Raw genomic sequence first — 19,315 nt, forward strand, 5'->3', positions numbered from 1 at the left:
GCGGGGAGGATGTCAATCAGGTTTTGTTCATGTTGCGCCCATAGAAGATCTCAAACATCTCCCGCTTGAGCAGTTTTTCAATGCGCACCAGTTCACGCGGGGTGTAGTCATTGACCCCCATCCCAAACAGATAATTATTGATGTCAAAGTTTTTCAGCAGCATCTTGGTGTGAAAGAGATACTCCTGATACACATTCACATCCATGATCTGGTAACGCTCCTCGGTATCCTTGGACAAAAAGTTTTGAATGGACGTGATTTTGTGGTCAATGAAGTGCTTTTTGCCGCGAATGTCGCGGGTAAAGCCGCGCACCCGATAATCCATGATGACAATATCAGACTCAAAACTGTGGATCAGGTAATTCAGCGCCCGCAGCGGTGAAATGCGTCCGCAGGTGGACACATCAATATCTGCCCGGAAGGTGCTCAGGCCGCTTTGTGGATGGCTTTCCGGGTAGGTGTGAACGGTGATGTGACTCTTGTCCAGATGTGCCAGCACCGTCTCGGGCAGCGGGCCGGGGCCTTCCTCGGTGTAGCCGATTTTTTCGGTGGCAATCGGCTCCTCAGAGATCAGCATGGTGACGCTGGCCCCTTGCGGATCGTAATCCTGGCGCGAGATATCAAGCACATTGGCGCCGATGATGTTAGCGACATCCGTAAGAATCTGGGTGAGCCGGTTGGCGTTATAGGCCTCGTCAATATACTCAATGTATTCGCTGCGATGCTCCTCGGTGCGGGCATAGCAGATATCGTAAATATTGAAGCTCAAGCTTTTGGTTAAATTATTAAAGCCGTGTAGCTTCAAGCGTTTACTCATACGTCCAACCATTGATAACTACCTCTCCACCGCGCAAAAACGCGCATTGTAGACGCTGGGCGCTGTCAGTCAACACGCCAGAACGGCATTAATGTTTTTATTCTGCCTTGGGGAGCGTGCTGTCTTGAAGGGTGAACTCATGCGTGATTTTGGCGGTGGCCCCGAGCATGATGGAGGCTGAGCAGTATTTTTCGATGGAGAGGTTAATCGCCCGCTCAACCTGTTTTTCTGACAGGCCCTGTCCGGTGACGGTGTAATGGGCATGGATCTGGGTATAGACTTTGGGCTCGGTATCGGCGCGCTCGGCGCTGAGCGATACCTCACAGCCGGTCACCGGCTGGCGTGCCTTTTGTAGAATCTGCACCACATCAAAGCCGCTGCAGCCGCCCATCCCCAGCAGCAGCATTTCCATCGGGCGCGGACCAAGATCGCGGCCTCCGACCTCGGGCGGGCCATCCATCACAACGGCGTGTCCACTCCCGGTTTCACCGACAAAGGTCATGTGATCCAGCCATTTGATGCGTGCTGTCGTAGTCAATGCAGAAATCTCCAAAGCGTCGTTAGTGTGATAAATGATGTTTAAGAACAAAGCGCAGGGTGTTGCATGTGTTAACACATGGGCCTTAAGCGATGGGTACGCCTCGCAAGCATTGCGCCCAGAATGGTCCCGCTGCTCATGCCCACGGCGCAGGCCAGCAGATCACCCACCGAAAAAACACCGGGGATCAGGCCCAAAAACTGCAAACTTTCATAGCCCAAGGTCAGCAGCGGGATACTGCCAAGCCACAGCCAGGCGCTATAGCCGCGTACACCCCACCAGATAAAACTGATCAACACGGCATAGGCAAACGCCCACAGGCCATTGGGCAGGGCAAACAATATCCAATCCGGCAGTGTTGGAATCCAGCGCTGCGCCATCTCACGCCCGATCTCCAGCCATGATCCGAGACCGATGTCTTTGAGAAACCGGGTGAAATAGATGTCGTGCGGACGCCAGAAAAGATAAATTATACCACCGAGTCCCAGCGCCACACCGCATAAAACACCGATGAGCACTAAGGGCCGCGTCTTTTGTCCAAGGCCCGGCGATGCCTCAGCGGGCGCGGTAAGCATACCGGGCAAGCCACACAGACAACAGCAGTGCGCCGAGAAAGGCTAGTAAGGCCCAGGCGGCCAGGGACAAACCCAGAATGACCGCGCCGTCATCTTCACACAGTCCAGTGGCCATAAACAGGCTGGGAGCATAGAGACTGAGCCATTCGACAAAACGCTCCAGCAGGGTCAATTCTGCCCCGGCACACGACACGGTACCCGCCGGTTGTTGTTGCAGCCAGACCTGATAAGCGGCGACCCCCGCGCCTAATACCGCAAGCCCGCCGGTGAGCCACGCAATGACACGCCCCCCCATCGCGCCCAGCAGCAGCGCCATGAAGGCCAGCGCGGCCAACAGCATAAAGAGGAGGCGCTGAAAGATACACAGGTGGCAGGGATCAAGGCCGGCCCAATGCGTCAGGGCAAGGCTGAGCAAAACGATCACCGTGCTGATCAGGGCAAACAAAGCCCAGAGCGGTCGGGGACGAAGTAGATTGATCATCATAAAACGATTGAAGCTTAAATCCGGTTGCGATTAAAATGCGGGCATCATGTAAAATATTAACTAACTGATAATAAATGAAATTGAATCTAAATACCACTCTTGTGCAGAGCGCGGCTGGGTGGTTTTGCTAACATTTTCCTTGAGTTTTATCTCGCTGGAGTCGTGTGCATGTCTGTTGTTGCCATCTATCCCGGAACCTTTGACCCGATTACCCACGGGCATACGGATATTGTACGGCGGGCGGTGAAGCTGTTTGATCGGGTGATTCTCGCGGTGGCGGCCAGTCCGTCCAAACGCCCCACCTTTTCGCTGGAGGAGCGGGTGATGCTTGCCAAACAGGCCCTGCAAGGATTTCCCCAGGTTGAAGTGCTGGGCTTTGAGGGGCTGCTGGCGCATTTTGCCGCACAACATCAGGCGCAGGTCTTGTTGCGCGGCTTGCGGGCGGTGTCTGATTTTGAACATGAATTTCAGCTGGCCAGCATGAACCGGCGTCTCGCCCCTGAGCTGGAAACCTTGTTTTTGACCCCGGCAGAGGCCTTAACCTATGTGTCTTCCAGCCTGGTGCGCGAGATTGCCTCTCTGGGCGGTGATGTGTCCGCGTTTGTTTCTCCCGTCGTAGATGCTGCACTCAAGGCGCGCTTGCGTTAAGATGCGCACCCTGCTTTAAACACATACTGTCTGCTTCTCACAATTGTTAATGATATTTATTATCAATTAACTAACGGATGGCTGGCTCGGCGCGTTTATCAGGCTGAACCTTTTATGTTGGCTTCTTTCTCTAAAATGAAAATCACGACACGAGGATATTGATCATGGCTTTGATGATTACTGATGAATGCATTAATTGTGATGTGTGTGAACCAGAGTGCCCTAATGGCGCTATTTCACCGGGCGATGAGATCTATGTGATTGAGCCGTCGCTGTGTACGGAGTGCGTGGGTCACTACGATACCCCGCAATGCGTTGAGGTGTGTCCGGTCGATTGCATTCCCAAGGACCCCAAACATGCCGAAAACCACGATGAACTAATGGCGAAATATCAGCGTTTAAACGCCGCAGATTAAGGGATGGATCAAATGGCACAGGTTTTGGCCTGTGCCTTGTGCGCAGGATGCCCGTTCAGCGCATGCGTGTTCAGTCAGGATTCAGGCTCACTGTGTTAGCGTGTCACGATCTATCATAAAACCGTGATCGGAGGTCGCTATGATGACTACATCCCGCTATGCTCTGAGTTTGGGCTGTTTAATCCTTGCTGTGCTGCTGTTCTCGCCGTCCAGTATTGCCAGCCCCAGAGGCGGCTATGGTGCGGGTGATACTACCATCATCCATATCTATAACTACCCCGCGCCTTCGTCATCATCACGGCGCGGGCCACCCCCGCAGGCGCGTGATTTTTCCCGCCATGACACCTGCTATCGCGGACGCGATTGCCGCCCCTCTCGGCAGAACAGCTATCGCCCGCAGCGGCCTTCCACCCAATATTTTATTTACGAAGCGCCCCGCCCGGGCAGTCGCTCCTCGGTTGACCTCAATATGCGCTATCGTTCCACCTACTAATGCGGGTGACGCCCGATGAACCGATCTATTTTTGCAGGACTTGTTGTGATCATAGTTGCCAGCCTGTGCATGACCAACGCACAGGCGTATGAGCGGCGCTTTGAGCGTGGCTACGAGACAAGCCGCTCGGCGGTACATTATGATCGGGCGCGGGTGGTGGCAGTGCGCCCGATTCGCCAAGTCACCCGTACCGCCATACCCCGTCAGGTCTGTCATCACCAACAGGTGCAGCGCAGTTATCGCGAAGGGGCTGATCCTGGGGCTTATATGATTACCGGCACCATTATCGGCGGAGTGTTAGGTAACCAGATTGGCCGGGGTAGCGGCAGAAAAGCCGCCACCGTCGCGGGAACGGCCCTGGGTGCCGTGATTGGCCATGATATGGGCCGCCAACGGGGTCATGCTCAGGTGCATGAATACTACCCCCAGCGCCACTGTTATACCGAACACCGCTATCTTGAAGAAGAGCACATCGTCGCCTATCGCCTCACCTATGTGTATCGTGGTCGGGAATACACCGAGGAAATGGATTATGATCCAGGCCCCTATGTTCAGGTGCGCGTCAATGTCGCACCCGTGCGTTAACCCTTTGTTTTGGTGAAATCAATATGCAAACACAGCATGAATCCACTCAGTGCAGACCAGCGCCCTGGCTTGCGTACATGCTGTGTGCCTGTTTGCTTATCCTTGCCCCAACGCTGTCTGCAACCCCCGCTGAACCCACCGCACTACACCTCGCCCAGGCCGAGCTGTCGCTGGATCAGGCCGTAGCACAGGTGCAAACGCAGGTCGAAGGGCGCGTCCTCTCCGCACAAACCCTCTCCGGCCCCCACGGGCCGGAACATCACATCCGCATCCTCACCGCAGACCAGCGCGTGCGCAACCTGGTGGTCGATGCGCGCACCGGCCAATGGCGCTGAACGCTCACCGTTACACCACCGCACACGCCGACCAAAAAACCACCCCGCAATCCGTATAAAATACAGGTTGTAGCCAAGGTGTGACGGCGGTTATATACTTTATCGCAGCGCCACGCGCCAGCGTGGGATCCATGGAAAACTCTGCCGGGCGGGTGAGCGGCGATCCATGATCCCGGGCTGGTGAGCGGCGATCCATGATGCCGGTCTGGTGACCGGCAATCCCCAGCTGACCGGCGTTCCATGAGGAACTGATGATTCCATACACAAGCACCGCGTGCGTGCCCAATGCCTTACTTCCCCAGCAGTCTTTGTCCCAGCTTTGTCAGTTACTCGAATTGCCGCCGCCGCTGCAGGAGGTTATGTTGAGCGGTTTGTGTCTGGATTCGCGCAAAATTGTGGCGGGTGAGGTGTTTTTGGCACTGGCGGGCAGTCAGCAGCATGGCTTGCAGTATGCTGCCCAGGCGCAGGCGCTGGGTGCCAGCGTGATTTTGTGGGAACCCGCCGAAGGGGTGAGTGCGGAAGCGGCGCAGGCGCTGGGGATTCCTTGCATGGCGGTGCCGGAGTTATCCCGGCGTTTGGCTTTGCTGGCGCATCGTTTTTATGGTGAGCCATCACAGGCGCTTAAGCTGATTGGCGTTACCGGGACCAATGGCAAGACCTCGGTGACGCAGTTTTTAGCGCAAATTCTGGATGGTGAGCATATCCGCTGTGGAGTGATCGGTACGCTGGGTGCCGGGGTGCCGGGTGAGTTACAGGATACCGGCCACACTACGCCCGACAGTCTGAGTCTGCATAAAACGCTGGCGCTGTTGCGCGCTCAGGATGTGCGCTATGCCACGATTGAGGTGTCTTCTCATGCGCTGGATCAGGGGCGGGTTGAAGGCGTTGCCTTTGATCTGGCGGTGTTGACGCAATTGGGACGCGATCATCTGGATTATCATCTCACCCTTGAACAGTATGCGCAGGCCAAGGCGCGTCTGTTCCATTGGCCGGGGCTGGAAGCCGCTGTGTTGAATCTGGATGATCCCTTTGGTCAGCGGCTGGCGCAGGCGGTGTGTCATAAAATCCCGGTGATCGGCTACGGTTTGCAGGCCAATACACAGGGGCATGAGCAAATTTTGGCGCAACAGATTCGCTATTTACCGCAGGGTATCGCCTGTGAGATCAGCAGCCCTTGGGGCAGCGGGGTGCTGGAAACACCGCTGTTGGGGCGTTTTAATCTGTATAACAGCCTGGCTGTGCTGGCGGTGGCCTTGCAGTTGGGGATGCGCTTTTCCGATGTGATGGAGCGGTTGCATCATCTGCATCCCCTGCCGGGACGCATGGAGGTTTTTCATCAGCCGGGGCGTCCGACGCTGATGGTCGATTATGCCCATACCCCGGATGCGCTGATTCAGGTTTTACAGGCCTTGCGCGATCATCAGCGCGGCCGGATCTGGTGTGTCTTTGGCTGTGGCGGGGGACGTGATCGTGGCAAACGCCCCTTGATGGCCCAAGCCGCGCAGGCCTATGCCGATGCCATTGTCCTCACCAATGACAACCCGCGCCATGAAGACCCGCAGCAGATTGCGCAAGAGATTTTGCAGAGCTTTAACGGACAGGTTCCGGTGCTGTGTGAGCTTAACCGCGCCCGGGCCATTGCGCTGGCCTTTAGCCAGGCCGAGCCATCAGATACGGTGCTGATTGCCGGGAAGGGGCATGAGAGCAGCCAGTTTATCGGCGATCAAGTGTTCGCCTTCAGTGACCGCGCTATCGCCGCGCAGCTGCTCAGTTAAGCACATCATTCATAACAGGACATTATTAATCATGTATTTTCATCCTGCTGAACTGGCGCACCATACCCAGGGACACTGGCTGTCACCCCCGGCCGATGTGTGCCTGCAGGCGTTGGGCACCGATACCCGCAAGCCAGCACCCCCAGTCCCGGCCCTGTTTGTGGCGCTGGCGGGCGCACGGTTTGATGCCCATGCCCTGCTTGAGCAAGGCCCAATCCCTGAGCGCTATGCGGCAGTGATGGTGTCGCGGCCCTGTGCCATCGCGCTGCCGCAGTTACTGGTTGCCGATACACGCCGGGCCTTGGGGCAACTCGCACGGGCCTGGCGGGCGCGTTTAGCGCTGCCGCTGGTCGCCCTCACCGGCAGTAACGGCAAGACCACGGTCAAAGAGATGCTCGCCACTATTTTGCGCCAGCGTGGCCCAACGCTGGCAACTCAGGGCAATCTGAATAATGACATCGGGGTGCCGCTGACCTTGCTAAGCCTGCAGGAGCAGCATCAGTATGCCGTGATTGAAATGGGAGCCAATCACCCCGGCGAAATCGCTTACCTGACCCAGCTGGCACAGCCTGAAGTCGCGCTGATTACCAATGCTGGCCCGGCGCATCTGGAAGGTTTCGGTTCCATTGAAGGAGTGGCACACGCCAAAGGAGAGATATACGGCGGTCTGGGAGCCTCCGGGGTGGCGGTCATTGCCCTGGATGAACAGTACGCCCCACTCTGGCAAAGCCTCAACACCCAGCGCCGCTGGCTGGGCTTTAGCCTGCGGGGGCATCCACAGGCCACGGTTAGCGGACAACGACTCAGCGAACAGCAGCTCCAGCTGTGCGTTGATAGACAGACGGCGGCGCTGCGCTTGAGCCTGCCGGGACAGCATAATCTGCATAATGCCCTGGCGGCGGCCACGGCGGCACATGCCTTGGGCATCGACCTCGCGCATATTATAGACGGGCTGGAGACGGTTGCCGCCGTGCCGGGGCGGGTGCAAATCCAGCACCGCTCGCTTGACCGTATCCACGGCGGGGCGCTGTGCCTGGAAATCATTGATGACAGCTATAATGCCAACCCGGCCTCGGTGAAAGCCGCGATTGATGTACTCAGCCAGCAAACCGGAACGCGGATGCTGATTCTGGGCGATATGGGCGAACTGGGAGCGCAGGGTGAGGCCCTGCATCATGAAATCGGCGTGTATGCGCGCAGTCAGCAGATAGACCACCTCTGGGTCACCGGCCCCTTATCCGCACATACCGCACACAGCTTTAAACAGCCACAGGCACACTATGCCAGCAAAGCCGCGTTGCTGGAAGCCCTATGCGCAACCCTGGAAGCACAATTGCATCAGCCCGATGGCCCCAGCCACATCAGCCTGTTGATCAAAGGCTCACGCAGCCAGCAGATGGAACAGATCGTGACAGCCCTTTTAACGCATGACTTCAGGAGCGCGGACCATGCTGCTCATCTTGATTGATTACCTGAGCCAGTATCACACCGGCTTCAATGTCTTCCAATACCTCACCCTGCGCGCCATTCTTGGCGTACTCAGTGCCTTGATCATCGCCTTTATCATCGGCCCCTGGATGATCCGCCGCCTCACCCGCTACAAAATCGGCCAACAGGTGCGCACCGATGGCCCCAACAGCCACCTCAGCAAAGCGGGAACGCCGACCATGGGCGGAGCCTTGATTCTGGTGGCGGTGGCCATCAGCACCCTGCTCTGGAGCGATTTAAGCAACCGCTTTGTCTGGGTAGTGCTGATTGTCACCCTCTTATTCGGCCTGATTGGCGGCTGGGATGACTACCTCAAGCTCCGCTACGGCAACAGTCGCGGCCTCAGCGCCCGCCACAAATTCTTCTGGCAAAGCCTCATCGCGCTGATCACTGCGGTTGTGCTGTATCACACCGCCCAGACCCCGATTGAAACCACCCTGATTGTGCCGTTTTTTAAAGACGTCTTAATCCCGCTGGGTCTGTGGTTTATTCCGCTGACCTGGCTGGTCATCGTCGGCTCTAGCAATGCCGTCAACCTCACCGATGGCCTGGATGGCCTGGCCATCATGCCCAGCGTACTGGTTGCCGGGGCCTTGGGCGTATTTGCCTACGCCACCGGGCACGCCATCTTTGCCAATTATCTCGGCATACCGCATGTCCCCGGCGTGGGCGAGCTGGTCGTGTTTGCCGGGGCCATCGTCGGAGCCGGGCTAAGCTTTTTGTGGTTCAATGCCTACCCCGCACAGGTTTTCATGGGCGATGTCGGCGCCCTGGCACTGGGTGCGGCGCTGGGCGTACTGGCTGTCCTCACCCGTCAGGAAATCGTCCTGATCATCATGGGCGGAGTGTTCGTCGCCGAAACCCTCTCCGTCATCCTGCAAGTGCTCACCTACAAACTCACCGGACGGCGCATCTTCCGCATGGCCCCACTGCACCATCACTTTGAACTCAAAGGCTGGCCAGAACCCCGCGTCATCGTGCGCTTCTGGATCATCACCGTCATCTTAGTACTCATCGGCCTGGCCACCCTGAAAATCCGTTAAACAGCGGCGTGCGAGGGGAGCCTTTTTGGGAAAAGCCTGTATCGGCGAGGGGACGAGCAGAGTGCAACAGATAGCGGCATATTGAGAATGCCGCTACGAAAAAATGGAAAAATGGCGTGAACCTAACCTGCCAGAGCGAAGCGTTGACCGACCTCGTGTACAGTATCGACCAGCACAGCGACGTTTTCGGGGTCAATGTGCTGATGAATGCCATGTCCCAGATTAAAAACATGACCGCTGCCGGGTCCAAAGCGTTCGATCACCGCGGTGGCCTGTTCGCGCACCCGCTCCGGTGAGGCATACAGCACACAAGGGTCCATATTACCTTGCAGGGCGACGTTGCTGCCGACCCGCGCCCGTGCCTGAGCGATATCCACGGTCCAGTCAAGGCCCAGGGCATCGCAGCCGGTATCACTCATAGCCTCCAGCCACTGACCACCGCCCTTGGTAAACAATACCACCGGCACTTTGCGCCCGTCGTATTCACGGATCAAGCCCTCGACAATGCGCTGCATATAGGCCAGCGAGAAGTCCAGATAAGCCTGATGGGCGAGATTGCCACCCCAGGTATCAAAGACCATCACAGCCTGGGCACCGGCCTTGATCTGAGCATTGAGGTAAACAACCACCGAATCGGCGACCACAGACAGCAGATGATGCATACTTTCAGAGTCGTTGTACATCAGCCCCTTGATGCGGGCAAATTCTTTAGAAGAACCGCCTTCCACCATATAGGTGGCCAGGGTCCAAGGGCTACCGGAAAAACCGATCAGCGGCACCCGGCCATTGAGCTCGCGGCGGATCACCCGTACAGCATCAACCACATAACGCAGCTCCTGTTCTGGATCAGGCACACCCAAGGCACGAATCTGAGCAGCGGATTGCACCGGCTTTTGAAAGCGCGGCCCCTCACCTTCGGTAAATTCCAGGCCCAGACCCATCGCATCCGGAATGGTGAGAATATCGGAAAACAAAATCGCGGCGTCCAGGGCGAAACGATCCAGCGGCTGCAGAGTCACTTCACAGGCCAGCTCCGGGTTTTTGCACAGATCCATGAAGCTGCCCGCACGGGCCCGCGTGGCACGATACTCTGGCAGATAACGGCCTGCTTGACGCATAATCCAGATGGGCGTGGTGTCTACGGGTTGGCGCAGCAAGGCGCGCAAAAATCGATCATTTTGAAGTGGGGGCATCGGCTTTATACTTTTGCTCGTGGATATAAGGTTATTGATAAGCTCAACAGGAGCGGCGAGGGGTACTTGGCAGGTTTTCAATCCATAAACGGGTTGCCCGACCCGCCGAGAACAACTCGGCGATCCGACCCAGTACCCGGCGGCAAGCGATGTTTAGTACAAACGCTCGCGGCGGGAGACCTCCTTGGCAACGCGCTTGGCTTGACGCTTGACCGCAGCAGCGGCTTTGCGCTTGCGGACTTCGGTGGGCTTTTCGTAAAACTCGCGGCGGCGTACCTCGGTCAATACACCGGCTTTTTCACAGGTCCGCTTAAAACGGCGCAGGGCAACTTCAAAGGGTTCATTTTCTTTGATGCGAACGTGAGGCATCAGATCACCGTATCCTTAAAAATAGAGAGATGTTTTTACCAGGGTTGCACCTTGCCAGGCAAGGTGTTAACCGCTAATTGTACAACCCGACGGGATAAAATGCCAAACACAAGAATCCTGGGAATCGAGACCTCTTGCGATGAAACCGCTGTGGCGGTATATGATCACAGGCAGGGGCTGCTGGCCCATGTACTGCATTCGCAGATTGATTTACATGCCTATTATGGCGGCGTGGTACCAGAACTGGCCTCGCGTGATCATATTCAGCGCCTGCTGCCTTTGGTGCGTGAGGCCCTCAGTCAGGCGCACACCCAACCTGCCGAGCTTTCTGCGATTGCCTATACTGCCGGGCCGGGCCTGTTGGGGGCTTTACTGGTTGGCGCTGGCGTGGCCCGCAGTCTGGCCTGGGGTTGGGGGCTGCCCGCCTTGGCGATTCACCATCTAGAAGGGCATCTGCTGGCGCCGCTGTTAGAACCAGACCCGCCCGCCTTTCCGTTTTTATGCCTGCTGGTTTCCGGCGGCCATACCCTGCTAGTGGATGTGCAGGCGCTGGGGGTTTATCGCATTTTGGGGGAAAGCATCGACGATGCGGCGGGGGAAGCCTTTGATAAAACCGCTAAACTGTTAGGGCTGGGCTATCCCGGTGGGGCAGCACTGGCGGCGCTGGCGCTGCAGGGCGAGCCGGGGCGTTTTAGCTTCCCGCGCCCGATGACCGACCGGCCAGGACTGGATTTCAGCTTTTCCGGCCTGAAAACGCACGCATTGACCACCCTGCGCGGGCTTGCCGGCACAGATCAGGACCGGGCCGATGTGGCGCATGCCTTTGAAGCTGCGGTGGTCGATACCTTATGCATCAAAACCCGGCGGGCACTGCAACAGATTCAGGCGCAGCGCGTGGTGGTTGCCGGTGGAGTCGGCGCCAATCAGCGCCTGCGCCAGCAGTTGGCAGAACTGGCACACAGCGAAGGTGCCAGCGTACATTATCCGCGCATTGCCTTTTGCACCGATAATGCCGCCATGATTGCCCTGGCAGGCTGCCTGCGTCTTGCGCATGGCAGTGATCCTGATCTCAGTATTTGCGCTCAGGCGCGTTGGGATCTCAGCAGTTTACGCGTCTAAATCGCACGATGTGCATTCAAAAACTAACGGTGGAGGCTGTATCTGTGAAACGTTTATACCCCATGACCCTGGCCGTCCTGACGGCCCTGTTTTATGCCCTGCCTGCACTGGCCGATCTGCAAATGACGGTGCAATTTACCGACCACCTTTCCGGTGAGAACGAGACCACCGTGTTATATCTGGGCAAGGATAAAATCCGCGCCGAACAGCAACACGATGCGCTGAATCTGGTGCATATCACCCGTGCAGACAAAGAACTGATCTGGATGCTTAACCCGGAACAAAAGCGTTATGTAGAAATCAGCATGACGCAGATGCAGCGCATGGAGCAAGAAGCCCAGACCTATCAGGACGCCAGCCGGGCCATGCTGGAAGACTACATGGAAGGACTGAGCGAAGAAGAAAAAGCCCAATATCGTCAATACCTGGGGATGGACGAGGAAGAAATCACCCCCACGGAATACCGCAAAGGTGCTGAACAGACCATTGGCGCATGGCGCTGCACCGTCTATGAGGGATTGCACAATGGCCAACGCATCGAACAACTCTGCACCGTACCGCTGCAAAGCCTGAGCATCACCAAAGACGATTTTGAAACCTTCTATGCACTCTATGCCCATTCGGGCGAGGACAAGTCCTATGGCTGGGACTGGGCCAAGATGGAGCGCATCGGCTTTCCGGTCAATACCGTGCAGTTTGAAAATGGCCAGGCCGCTGCAACCACCACCTTTCTCGCCATCGAGAAGAAAAATCTGCCCGCCAGCCTGTTTGAAATCCCCAGCGGCTACAGCAAGGTCTCCATGATGGAGTTTTATACGGAATGATGAATCCAAACGACCAGCGCTATGTGGGCATTCATGATGATCTGTACGGTGGCATGACGCCGATTGGCGGTATTATCAAGGATGCCTGGGTGTTTGGGCTGATCCCTGAAACGGAAAGTGGCGCGGGCTGGACAGCCGCTGACATGCAAAAAGTATATGATCAGGTCAGCGCGGCCTGGGCACCCTATGGCCATCTGGTCAGTCAATTGCCCGCTGACCTGCGTGAGCGTCATGCGCGCATCCACGAGGCCGCCATTGCCACGGCCAAGGCGCAGGGCTGGGAGCCGGGGCGTGACTTGGATAGCGAGATGGAATCGTGACGGTGACGCGTACTGATACCATATCCGCCGCCTGGCTTAAGCGGCTTGGCCTGGCGGGGCTGCTGATCATGGCGCTGGGCTTTAATTTTGGTGCCAGTATGCACAGCATCGGCCTGGGGCTGGTGTTGCTCGCTTTTGTAATACAGCCCGCAGCCTGGGGCTGGATGCTGCGTCAGCCGGAGTTTTGGCTGGCGGTGCTGATTGCCGCGTATGTGCTTAGCAGCGCCTGGCTGTGGAGTCTCAGGCTGCCAGAGACTGCAGCCCTGCAATGGGAACATGCGGAAAAATGGCTCAAACTGCTGCTGTTTTTGCCGCTGGCGTGGTTTTTGAGAGGACAGCGCGAGCTGATCTTCGTTCTGGGCCTAGTCTTTGTGCTGGGGATTGTGCTCAGCGGGGTGGCTGTTTTCTGGAATGTCTGGCTCAACGATGCGCCGTGGCCGTTTCGTTTTGGCGGCTATCAGGATCGCCCCATTGCCTATGCCTTTTATGCCGTCATCGGCCTATTGATTCTGCTGGCCAGCCTGCCGGAGCTGTTTGTGCGTCTGCGCGCCAGGCACTTGGGGCTGCGTCTGGCAGTCTATGCGCTGCTGGTGGCCATTGCCCTGTTTTTGCTGTGGGCCATTCTGGCGAGTCTGTCGCGTGGCCCGGCGTTGACCTTGCTGGCGGCGGCGGCGAGCCTGATGTTTTTCTGGCCCATATTGCGCAAACAAAGCCGCATCGCCAAACCGCGCCGTTTGGCCCTGATTCTGCTCTTGCTGCTGCTGAGCGCGGGGCTTTTATTTCACGGTCTGGTGCGGGATCTGGGTGAGCGCGTGGTGGGTGAGGCCGATACCCTGGTGCATGTGGTACGCGGGGCCGAGCTCAAGGCGCAGGATCGTGATAACACCTCCCTGCGTCTGGGCATGTGGGCCTTTGCCTATGCGCATTGGCAGGAGCATCCCTGGTTGGGCAACGGCCCCGGCAGCCTGCGATTCAAGGCGCTGCAAGACGAGGCACAGCATCCGCTGATGATGCATGCCCCCGGTGAGCCCTTCGACGATCTGCACAACGCCTATATGCAGCTTTTATTTGAATTTGGGCTGATCGGGGTATTGCTGGCGCTGGCCATGCTGAGCTGTCTGCTGTATCGCATCTATCTGGCCTGGCGTCATGCCCAGCTAGACGGCCTGTTTTTCGCGGCAGTGCTTGCCGGTATCGTCGCGATGCTGGTGTATAGCCTGACCGATTTTCGTCACCTTAACCACGACTGGCGCGCCTTCTGGCTGTTAAGCAGCGCGGCCATGCTGGCTTTAGGTAGCCACTTACCTCTCCAAAACCATCGCTAAAAACGCTTCACGCAGTTGCCTACATGGGGGTGTTTGGTGGAGCTGTGGCGCATTTCGCGGGCGTGGGCGAGAGTTTGTTCGGTGATGTCAATGCCGCCGAGCATACGCGCAAGTTCTTCGATGCGCTCGGCCTCGTCCAGGCTGCGTAGCTGGGTATGTGTCTGGCCGTTGCGGTGTTGCTTGCTGACATGGAGATGATGATGCGCCTGTGCGGCCACTTGCGGCAGGTGGGTTACGCAGAGCACCTGGCGGTGTTCGCCCAGGGCGCGCAGTTGGCGCCCGACGATTTCAGCGACTGCGCCACCGATACCAGCATCCACTTCGTCAAAAATCAGGGTCGGGGTAGCCAGCACATGGGCGGCCACCATCTGGATGGCCAGACTGATGCGCGACAGTTCACCGCCAGAGGCGACTTTGGCTAAAGGGCGGGGGGCCAGGCCGGGGTTGGCGCTGACGCAAAAACTCAGCGCATCCAAACCCAGCGGGGAAAAGCGCTCGCGGCTCAGGGGGCTAAGCTCAATGGCAAAGCAGCCGCCGGGCATTCCCAGCCCTTGCATGGCCTCCGTCACCGCCGTCTCCAGTCGGGCGGCGTGCAGCGTCCGTGACTGGCTCAGAGCCTGGGCGTGGCTGAGATAGTCCTGCTCGGCCTGCGCCGCTGCTTGCGTCAACGCCTTGAGGTCATGGGTGTGTGCATCGAGCGCGGCCAGTTCGCTGCTCAAGATCTCCTGCAGATCGAGTAATTCGGCGGGGTTGCGCTGATGCGTGCGGGCCAGGGAATGAATCTCCGCCAGCCGCTGTTCGATCCATGCAAGCCGTGCCGGATCAAGCTCCAGACGGTCCAGATAGCGTCCCAGATTTTGCACCGCTTCGTTAATGTGGATCAGGGCCTCACTGAGGTTTTGGGTCATGGCGGCCAGAGTTGGATCAAACCCTGCGGCTTCACCCAGCAAGGCATGGGCCTGATGCAGGCCGCGCTCAATGCTGTGTTCGCCGACACTTAGCAGCGCATAGGCGCCTTGTGCGGCGGTTAATAAGGTTTGCGCATGGGCCAGGCGATGATGTTCCTGATTGAGTTCGCGCAGTTCGTCGGCAGAAATTCCCAAGGCGTGCAGTTCGGCAAGCTGCAAGGCCACCCATTCGCGCCGCGCCTGCTGGTCTGCCTGACGGGCCTGTCGCTGGCTCAACTCGGCGTGCAGCTGTTGCCAATGGGCGTGGGCGCTTGCCGTGTGTTCCAGCAATGTCTTGTGTGCGGCGTAGGCATCCAGCACCTGGCGCTGCATATCCTGCCGCAATAGCGATTGATGCGCGTGCTGGCCGTGAATATCCACCAGCCATTCACTGAGGGTCTGCAGATTTTGCCGGGTGGCGGGCGTGCCATTGATCCAGGCGCGGCTTTTGCCATCGCGGCTGATGCTGCGCCGCAGGATGCAGGTCTCCTCGGCCTCCATGCCTTGAGTTTGCAGCCACGCCGGTATGCTGTGGGTTTCAGGTAACGCCAGCGTCACGCTGATTTCCGCCTTCTCGGCGCCTTCGCGCACCATACTGCTATCCGCCCGATCGCCCAATACCAGTCCCAGTGCATCAATGAGGATGGATTTACCCGCCCCGGTTTCGCCGGTGAGTACGGTCATGCCTTGCGCCAGCTCAAGTTCGAGGGTGTCGATAATCGCAAGGTCACGAATGTGCATTTGCAAAATCAAGGACGCTCTCCCCAGCCCAGTTTGGCACGTAAAATACTTAAATAATCATAGCCCACGGGATGAATCAGGCGCAGTTTGCGCGGTTTTTGGGTGATCAATAAACGATCCTGGCGCTTGAGCTTGATGTCATTTTGTCCATCGAAAGACACCTGAGCACGGGTACGGCTGTCATGATTGACGCGGATTTCGATGCAGCTTTTAGTGTGCACGACTAGGGGGCGGTTACTCAGACCCTGCGGGCAGATCGGCACCAATACCATCGCATCCAGGCTGGGGGCAATGATGGGGCCGCCACCGGAGAGGGCATAGGCGGTAGAGCCGGTGGGGGTGGCGATGACCATGCCGTCGGCCCGCTGGGTATTGACGAAATGGCCATCAATCCAGGTGTCAAAATCAATCATTCTCACTACCCCGCGAATGTGCAGCACCACGTCATTGAGCGCGCTGTAGCGGGCAATGCGCTGTTCCTCGCGGTACACCTCGGCGCACAGCATGGCCCGATAATCCTGCACATATTCACCCGCTAAAATCTCATCCAGGCGGGAGGCCATTTCATGCGGCGAGACATCCACCAGAAAGCCCAGCCGCCCGATATTGATGCCCAGCAAGGGCACCCCGGCATCGACGAGCGCCCGGGCCGCCATCAAAAACGTGCCATCACCCCCAATGACAATGGCAAGATCGGCCTGTTTTGCCAGGCGAGCCAGGGTGGTCGGCTCCCCCCCTAATGGCTGCCTTAGCACCGTGACCGCGCTGGCATCCAGGAGAATGTGGCGGTGATGGCCTTGCAAATGACGGATCAGGCGCGGCAAAAGGTGCGCAAGGCGCTCATCGTCACGCTTGGCAATAATCCCAATGGTTTGAAAATGCGGTATCGCCATACTCAAGCTAAATCAATTATGAAGCGTGGCGGGTGCTACGCGCTCCCAGGATACCGCTACGCCCGGGCGGCATAAAAGTTCTGAATGTAGGCTGCAAGGCGTTTTTCGGCAATCGCCTCACGCAGTTCATGCATCAGGGTCTGGTAGTAATGCAGATTATGCAGGGTATTGAGCTGGGCACCGAGAATTTCCTTGCATTTATCCAGGTGGCGCAGATAGGCGCGTGAGTAATGGCGACAGGTATAGCAGGTACATGATTCATCGATCGGGCGGGTATCGTCCTGATAACGGCTGTTGCGAATGCGCATCACTCCCTGGCGGGTATATAAAAAGCCGTTGCGGGCATTGCGCGTCGGAATCACACAATCAAACATATCCACCCCCCGGCGCACCGCTTCGACAATATCTTCAGGGCGTCCCACCCCCATCAGATAGCGTGGTGTCTGCGTTGGCATCTGTGGCATTAACGCATCCAGCACCGCATGGCGCTCCTCGGTGGTTTCACCCACGGACAGACCGCCGATGGCATAACCGTCAAAACCGATGGCCTGCAAGCCTGCCAATGACTGCTGGCGCAAGGCGGGATACATTCCGCCCTGCACAATGCCAAACAAGGCCGCCGAATGATCCCCGTGCGCCTGGCGTGAACGCTGCGCCCAGCGCAAAGATAACTGCATGGACTGCTCAGCCTCGGCATAGGTGGCCGGATAGGGGGTGCATTCATCAAAAATCATCACCACATCGGCACCCAGCAGGCGCTGCACCTCCATCGAACGCTCCGGGGTCAGCCACACCACCGAGCCATCGACTGGCGAACGAAAACGTACCCCTTCCTCAGACAGCTGGCGCAGCTTGGCCAGTGAAAACACCTGAAAACCGCCAGAATCGGTCAAAATTGGCCCCGACCAGTGCATAAAATCATGTAAATCACCATGCGCCTGAATAATCCCGGTCCCCGGACGCAACATCAAATGAAAGGTATTGCCCAGAATGATTTGCGCCCCGCTGGCCTGTAACTGCTCGGGTAACATCGCCTTGACAGTGCCATAGGTGCCCACGGGCATGAAGGCCGGCGTATCCACGACGCCACGGGCAAAATGCAGCCGTCCGCGTCGTGCCGGGCCATCACTGCCGAGGGATTCAAAGCTGAGATACGATCTGTGCATGAAAAATCTACTAAGGTTGGAAGTGAGGTTAAAGGCCATCGCCTGGGAGCAGGAACAGACACATCCATGCAGACAGCACGTATGCATGATGAACCGCCCACGGCGCAGCAGCCACGGCCGGGGCTGGCACACGCAGACCATGGCATCGCCGCTGCGCCTTGATGATGGCGGATGGCGGATGGCGGCGCGGCAACCTTAGCAACTCAGCGGCGCGCAAACAAGGCGATCAGGCGTTGCGCAATCACCTGATAAACCTCCAGCTGGGCCTGTTGTTGCAAGCACTGGGCAAAACGCGGCACCCATTGACTTAAATGGCTCCAGATCTCCAGCCATTGTGCGGAATCATGGGCGGCCTCTTCTTCCAGATACCAGGCGGCGTAAACCAGCTGCAAGGCCAGATGATCCGGCGGACAGCCCTGCGTTTTAATGCCTGCCTGATGGTAATACTGCGCCAACGCCGCCAGCGTGCCACCGAGCACCGGCTGTTGCCAGGCAGATTCACACGGCGAACACAGCGCCTGCTTTCCAACCAGTAAGCGCTGATGCTCAGTCTGCCACAGCGCCTGCATCTGACAGCTTAAATCCTGGGCTGCAGGTATCAACCAGCACCAAGACTTTGCCAGCTCGGCAATGGCCTCGGTGGTATCCGGGCGCGGCGCATACAGCAAACCGCTTAGAATATATAGCTCATCGACATCCAGATGATTACCAGGAAAACGCTCTGCCACTGTAACCCCTCACACTGATTAACCTCAGGTTGTATTGAATATTGCAAGACGCCATGAGACTAAACTATGGAGTGTTACGTTCATTATGAACATCAAAAAACCACAGGAACTTGAGTGCCGTCAAAAAATCCTTTCAACGGCTTGCCTTGACGCATCAAATAATCTGCTTGGCTGGAATACCTCCTCATTGATTCAAACCCGCTGACACGGCGTCATTCAGGCAGTGGCCTGAGCAGATGGGGATGGGCGGCGTCATAAGCGCGCTGCAACAGACCATCAAGCGCCTTGCGCAAAAAGCAAAGCGCAAAAATTAACTAAATTATTGATTTGTAATACATTAAAAGAAAGCTTAAGCTTTCCCACAGGATTTCAGGAAGCGGGTTAATGTTGCGGTCTGCGGTTTCTGGGGCCTGCCTCACAGGCCGTTCATTCGCGTTGTTTGTTCAGCGTACATTAAGGAAGCGTCTGCTAATTTGCGTATCCAAGAGCGCTG

At 57.4% G+C, this 19,315-nt stretch carries 22 protein-coding genes; 12 read left to right on the top strand and 10 right to left on the bottom strand.

Going from position 1 to position 19,315, the window contains the following annotated elements; all coding sequences use genetic code 11:
• Positions 1-16 precede the first annotated feature (16 nt).
• From speD to THISIDRAFT_RS10650, 4 genes are all read right to left on the bottom strand, one after another.
• Entirely contained in the window at positions 17-829 is an 813-nt protein-coding gene (gene speD / locus THISIDRAFT_RS10635; RefSeq protein WP_006786056.1) for an adenosylmethionine decarboxylase, read from the bottom strand.
• 85 nt (positions 830-914) lie between these two features.
• The gene (locus THISIDRAFT_RS10640; RefSeq protein WP_006786057.1) at positions 915-1,355 is read right to left on the bottom strand and encodes an OsmC family protein; all 441 of its coding nucleotides are present in this window, start codon (positions 1,353-1,355) and stop codon (positions 915-917) included.
• 71 nt (positions 1,356-1,426) lie between these two features.
• On the bottom strand, positions 1,427-1,930 hold the full coding sequence (locus tag THISIDRAFT_RS10645) for a hypothetical protein (protein WP_006786058.1): 504 nt from the start codon (positions 1,928-1,930) through the stop codon (positions 1,427-1,429).
• On the bottom strand, positions 1,911-2,414 hold the full coding sequence (locus THISIDRAFT_RS10650) for a disulfide bond formation protein B (protein ID WP_006786059.1): 504 nt from the start codon (positions 2,412-2,414) through the stop codon (positions 1,911-1,913). Before THISIDRAFT_RS10650 ends, THISIDRAFT_RS10645 begins: the two co-directional genes overlap by 20 nt.
• A 168-nt stretch (positions 2,415-2,582) precedes the next feature.
• On the opposite strand from THISIDRAFT_RS10650, the gene coaD reads away from it, so the two are divergent.
• The 8 genes from coaD (at position 2,583) to mraY (ending at position 9,197) form a co-directional block, all read left to right on the top strand.
• A complete protein-coding gene (gene coaD, locus THISIDRAFT_RS10655) occupies positions 2,583-3,062 on the top strand; it encodes a pantetheine-phosphate adenylyltransferase (protein ID WP_006786060.1) in 480 nt (159 codons plus the stop codon).
• A 164-nt stretch (positions 3,063-3,226) separates the two neighbouring features.
• Entirely contained in the window at positions 3,227-3,478 is a 252-nt protein-coding gene (locus THISIDRAFT_RS10660) for a YfhL family 4Fe-4S dicluster ferredoxin (RefSeq protein ID WP_006786061.1), read from the top strand.
• Positions 3,479-3,617: 139 nt separating this feature from the next.
• Positions 3,618-3,971, top strand: coding sequence for a hypothetical protein (locus THISIDRAFT_RS10665; protein ID WP_006786062.1), 354 nt, complete (start codon positions 3,618-3,620; stop codon positions 3,969-3,971).
• A 45-nt stretch (positions 3,972-4,016) separates the two neighbouring features.
• Entirely contained in the window at positions 4,017-4,556 is a 540-nt protein-coding gene (locus tag THISIDRAFT_RS10670) for a glycine zipper 2TM domain-containing protein (RefSeq protein WP_006786063.1), read from the top strand.
• 92 nt (positions 4,557-4,648) lie between these two features.
• Entirely contained in the window at positions 4,649-4,891 is a 243-nt protein-coding gene (locus THISIDRAFT_RS10675) for a PepSY domain-containing protein (RefSeq protein ID WP_246585378.1), read from the top strand.
• Between the two features lie 251 nt (positions 4,892-5,142).
• Complete coding sequence (locus THISIDRAFT_RS10680; RefSeq protein ID WP_006786065.1) at positions 5,143-6,666, top strand: UDP-N-acetylmuramoyl-L-alanyl-D-glutamate--2,6-diaminopimelate ligase; 1,524 nt, start codon at positions 5,143-5,145, stop codon at positions 6,664-6,666.
• Between the two features lie 31 nt (positions 6,667-6,697).
• The gene (locus tag THISIDRAFT_RS10685) at positions 6,698-8,134 is read left to right on the top strand and encodes a UDP-N-acetylmuramoyl-tripeptide--D-alanyl-D-alanine ligase (protein ID WP_006786066.1); all 1,437 of its coding nucleotides are present in this window, start codon (positions 6,698-6,700) and stop codon (positions 8,132-8,134) included.
• Positions 8,115-9,197 (top strand): phospho-N-acetylmuramoyl-pentapeptide-transferase, encoded by a 1,083-nt coding sequence (gene mraY, locus THISIDRAFT_RS10690; RefSeq protein WP_006786067.1) that lies wholly within the window; start codon positions 8,115-8,117, stop codon positions 9,195-9,197. Before THISIDRAFT_RS10685 ends, mraY begins: the two co-directional genes overlap by 20 nt.
• Positions 9,198-9,319: 122 nt before the next feature.
• On the opposite strand, the gene hemE is transcribed toward mraY, so the two are convergent.
• Both hemE and rpsU read right to left on the bottom strand, forming a co-directional pair.
• Complete coding sequence (gene hemE / locus THISIDRAFT_RS10695) at positions 9,320-10,390, bottom strand: uroporphyrinogen decarboxylase (RefSeq protein ID WP_006786068.1); 1,071 nt, start codon at positions 10,388-10,390, stop codon at positions 9,320-9,322.
• Between the two features lie 153 nt (positions 10,391-10,543).
• Positions 10,544-10,759: a 30S ribosomal protein S21 gene (gene rpsU / locus THISIDRAFT_RS10700; protein ID WP_006786069.1), complete on the bottom strand. Its 216-nt coding sequence runs from the start codon at positions 10,757-10,759 to the stop codon at positions 10,544-10,546.
• 99 nt (positions 10,760-10,858) lie between these two features.
• Here rpsU and tsaD point away from each other — a divergent pair, with 99 nt between their 5' ends.
• The 4 genes from tsaD to THISIDRAFT_RS10720 are packed head-to-tail and all read left to right on the top strand — an operon-like array spanning position 10,859 to position 14,347.
• Positions 10,859-11,878, top strand: a complete 1,020-nt coding sequence (gene tsaD, locus THISIDRAFT_RS10705; protein ID WP_006786070.1) for a tRNA (adenosine(37)-N6)-threonylcarbamoyltransferase complex transferase subunit TsaD — start codon at positions 10,859-10,861, stop codon at positions 11,876-11,878.
• Between the two features lie 44 nt (positions 11,879-11,922).
• Positions 11,923-12,702, top strand: a complete 780-nt coding sequence (locus THISIDRAFT_RS10710) for a DUF4412 domain-containing protein (RefSeq protein ID WP_006786071.1) — start codon at positions 11,923-11,925, stop codon at positions 12,700-12,702.
• A complete protein-coding gene (locus tag THISIDRAFT_RS10715) occupies positions 12,699-13,022 on the top strand; it encodes a hypothetical protein (RefSeq protein WP_006786072.1) in 324 nt (107 codons plus the stop codon). Before THISIDRAFT_RS10710 ends, THISIDRAFT_RS10715 begins: the two co-directional genes overlap by 4 nt.
• Positions 13,023-13,024: 2 nt before the next feature.
• A complete protein-coding gene (locus tag THISIDRAFT_RS10720; protein WP_040851202.1) occupies positions 13,025-14,347 on the top strand; it encodes an O-antigen ligase family protein in 1,323 nt (440 codons plus the stop codon).
• Here THISIDRAFT_RS10720 and recN read toward each other — a convergent pair.
• The 4 genes from recN to THISIDRAFT_RS10740 all read right to left on the bottom strand — a co-directional run bounded on the left by recN (position 14,344) and on the right by THISIDRAFT_RS10740 (position 18,822).
• Entirely contained in the window at positions 14,344-16,035 is a 1,692-nt protein-coding gene (recN, locus tag THISIDRAFT_RS10725; RefSeq protein WP_246585379.1) for a DNA repair protein RecN, read from the bottom strand. The two genes, THISIDRAFT_RS10720 and recN, sit on opposite strands and share 4 nt — an antisense overlap.
• An 8-nt stretch (positions 16,036-16,043) precedes the next feature.
• Positions 16,044-16,928 carry an NAD(+) kinase gene (locus THISIDRAFT_RS10730; RefSeq protein ID WP_006786075.1) on the bottom strand — a complete coding sequence of 295 codons (885 nt, stop codon included), beginning with the start codon at positions 16,926-16,928 and terminating at the stop codon, positions 16,044-16,046.
• Between the two features lie 56 nt (positions 16,929-16,984).
• A complete protein-coding gene (gene tgt / locus THISIDRAFT_RS10735; RefSeq protein ID WP_040851204.1) occupies positions 16,985-18,094 on the bottom strand; it encodes a tRNA guanosine(34) transglycosylase Tgt in 1,110 nt (369 codons plus the stop codon).
• A gap of 203 nt (positions 18,095-18,297) precedes the next feature.
• Positions 18,298-18,822 (bottom strand): molecular chaperone TorD family protein, encoded by a 525-nt coding sequence (locus THISIDRAFT_RS10740; RefSeq protein ID WP_006786077.1) that lies wholly within the window; start codon positions 18,820-18,822, stop codon positions 18,298-18,300.
• Positions 18,823-19,315: the final 493 nt, after the last annotated feature.

It is taken from the genome of Thiorhodospira sibirica ATCC 700588 (assembly GCF_000227725.2).
Lineage (GTDB): Bacteria > Pseudomonadota > Gammaproteobacteria > Ectothiorhodospirales > Ectothiorhodospiraceae > Thiorhodospira > Thiorhodospira sibirica.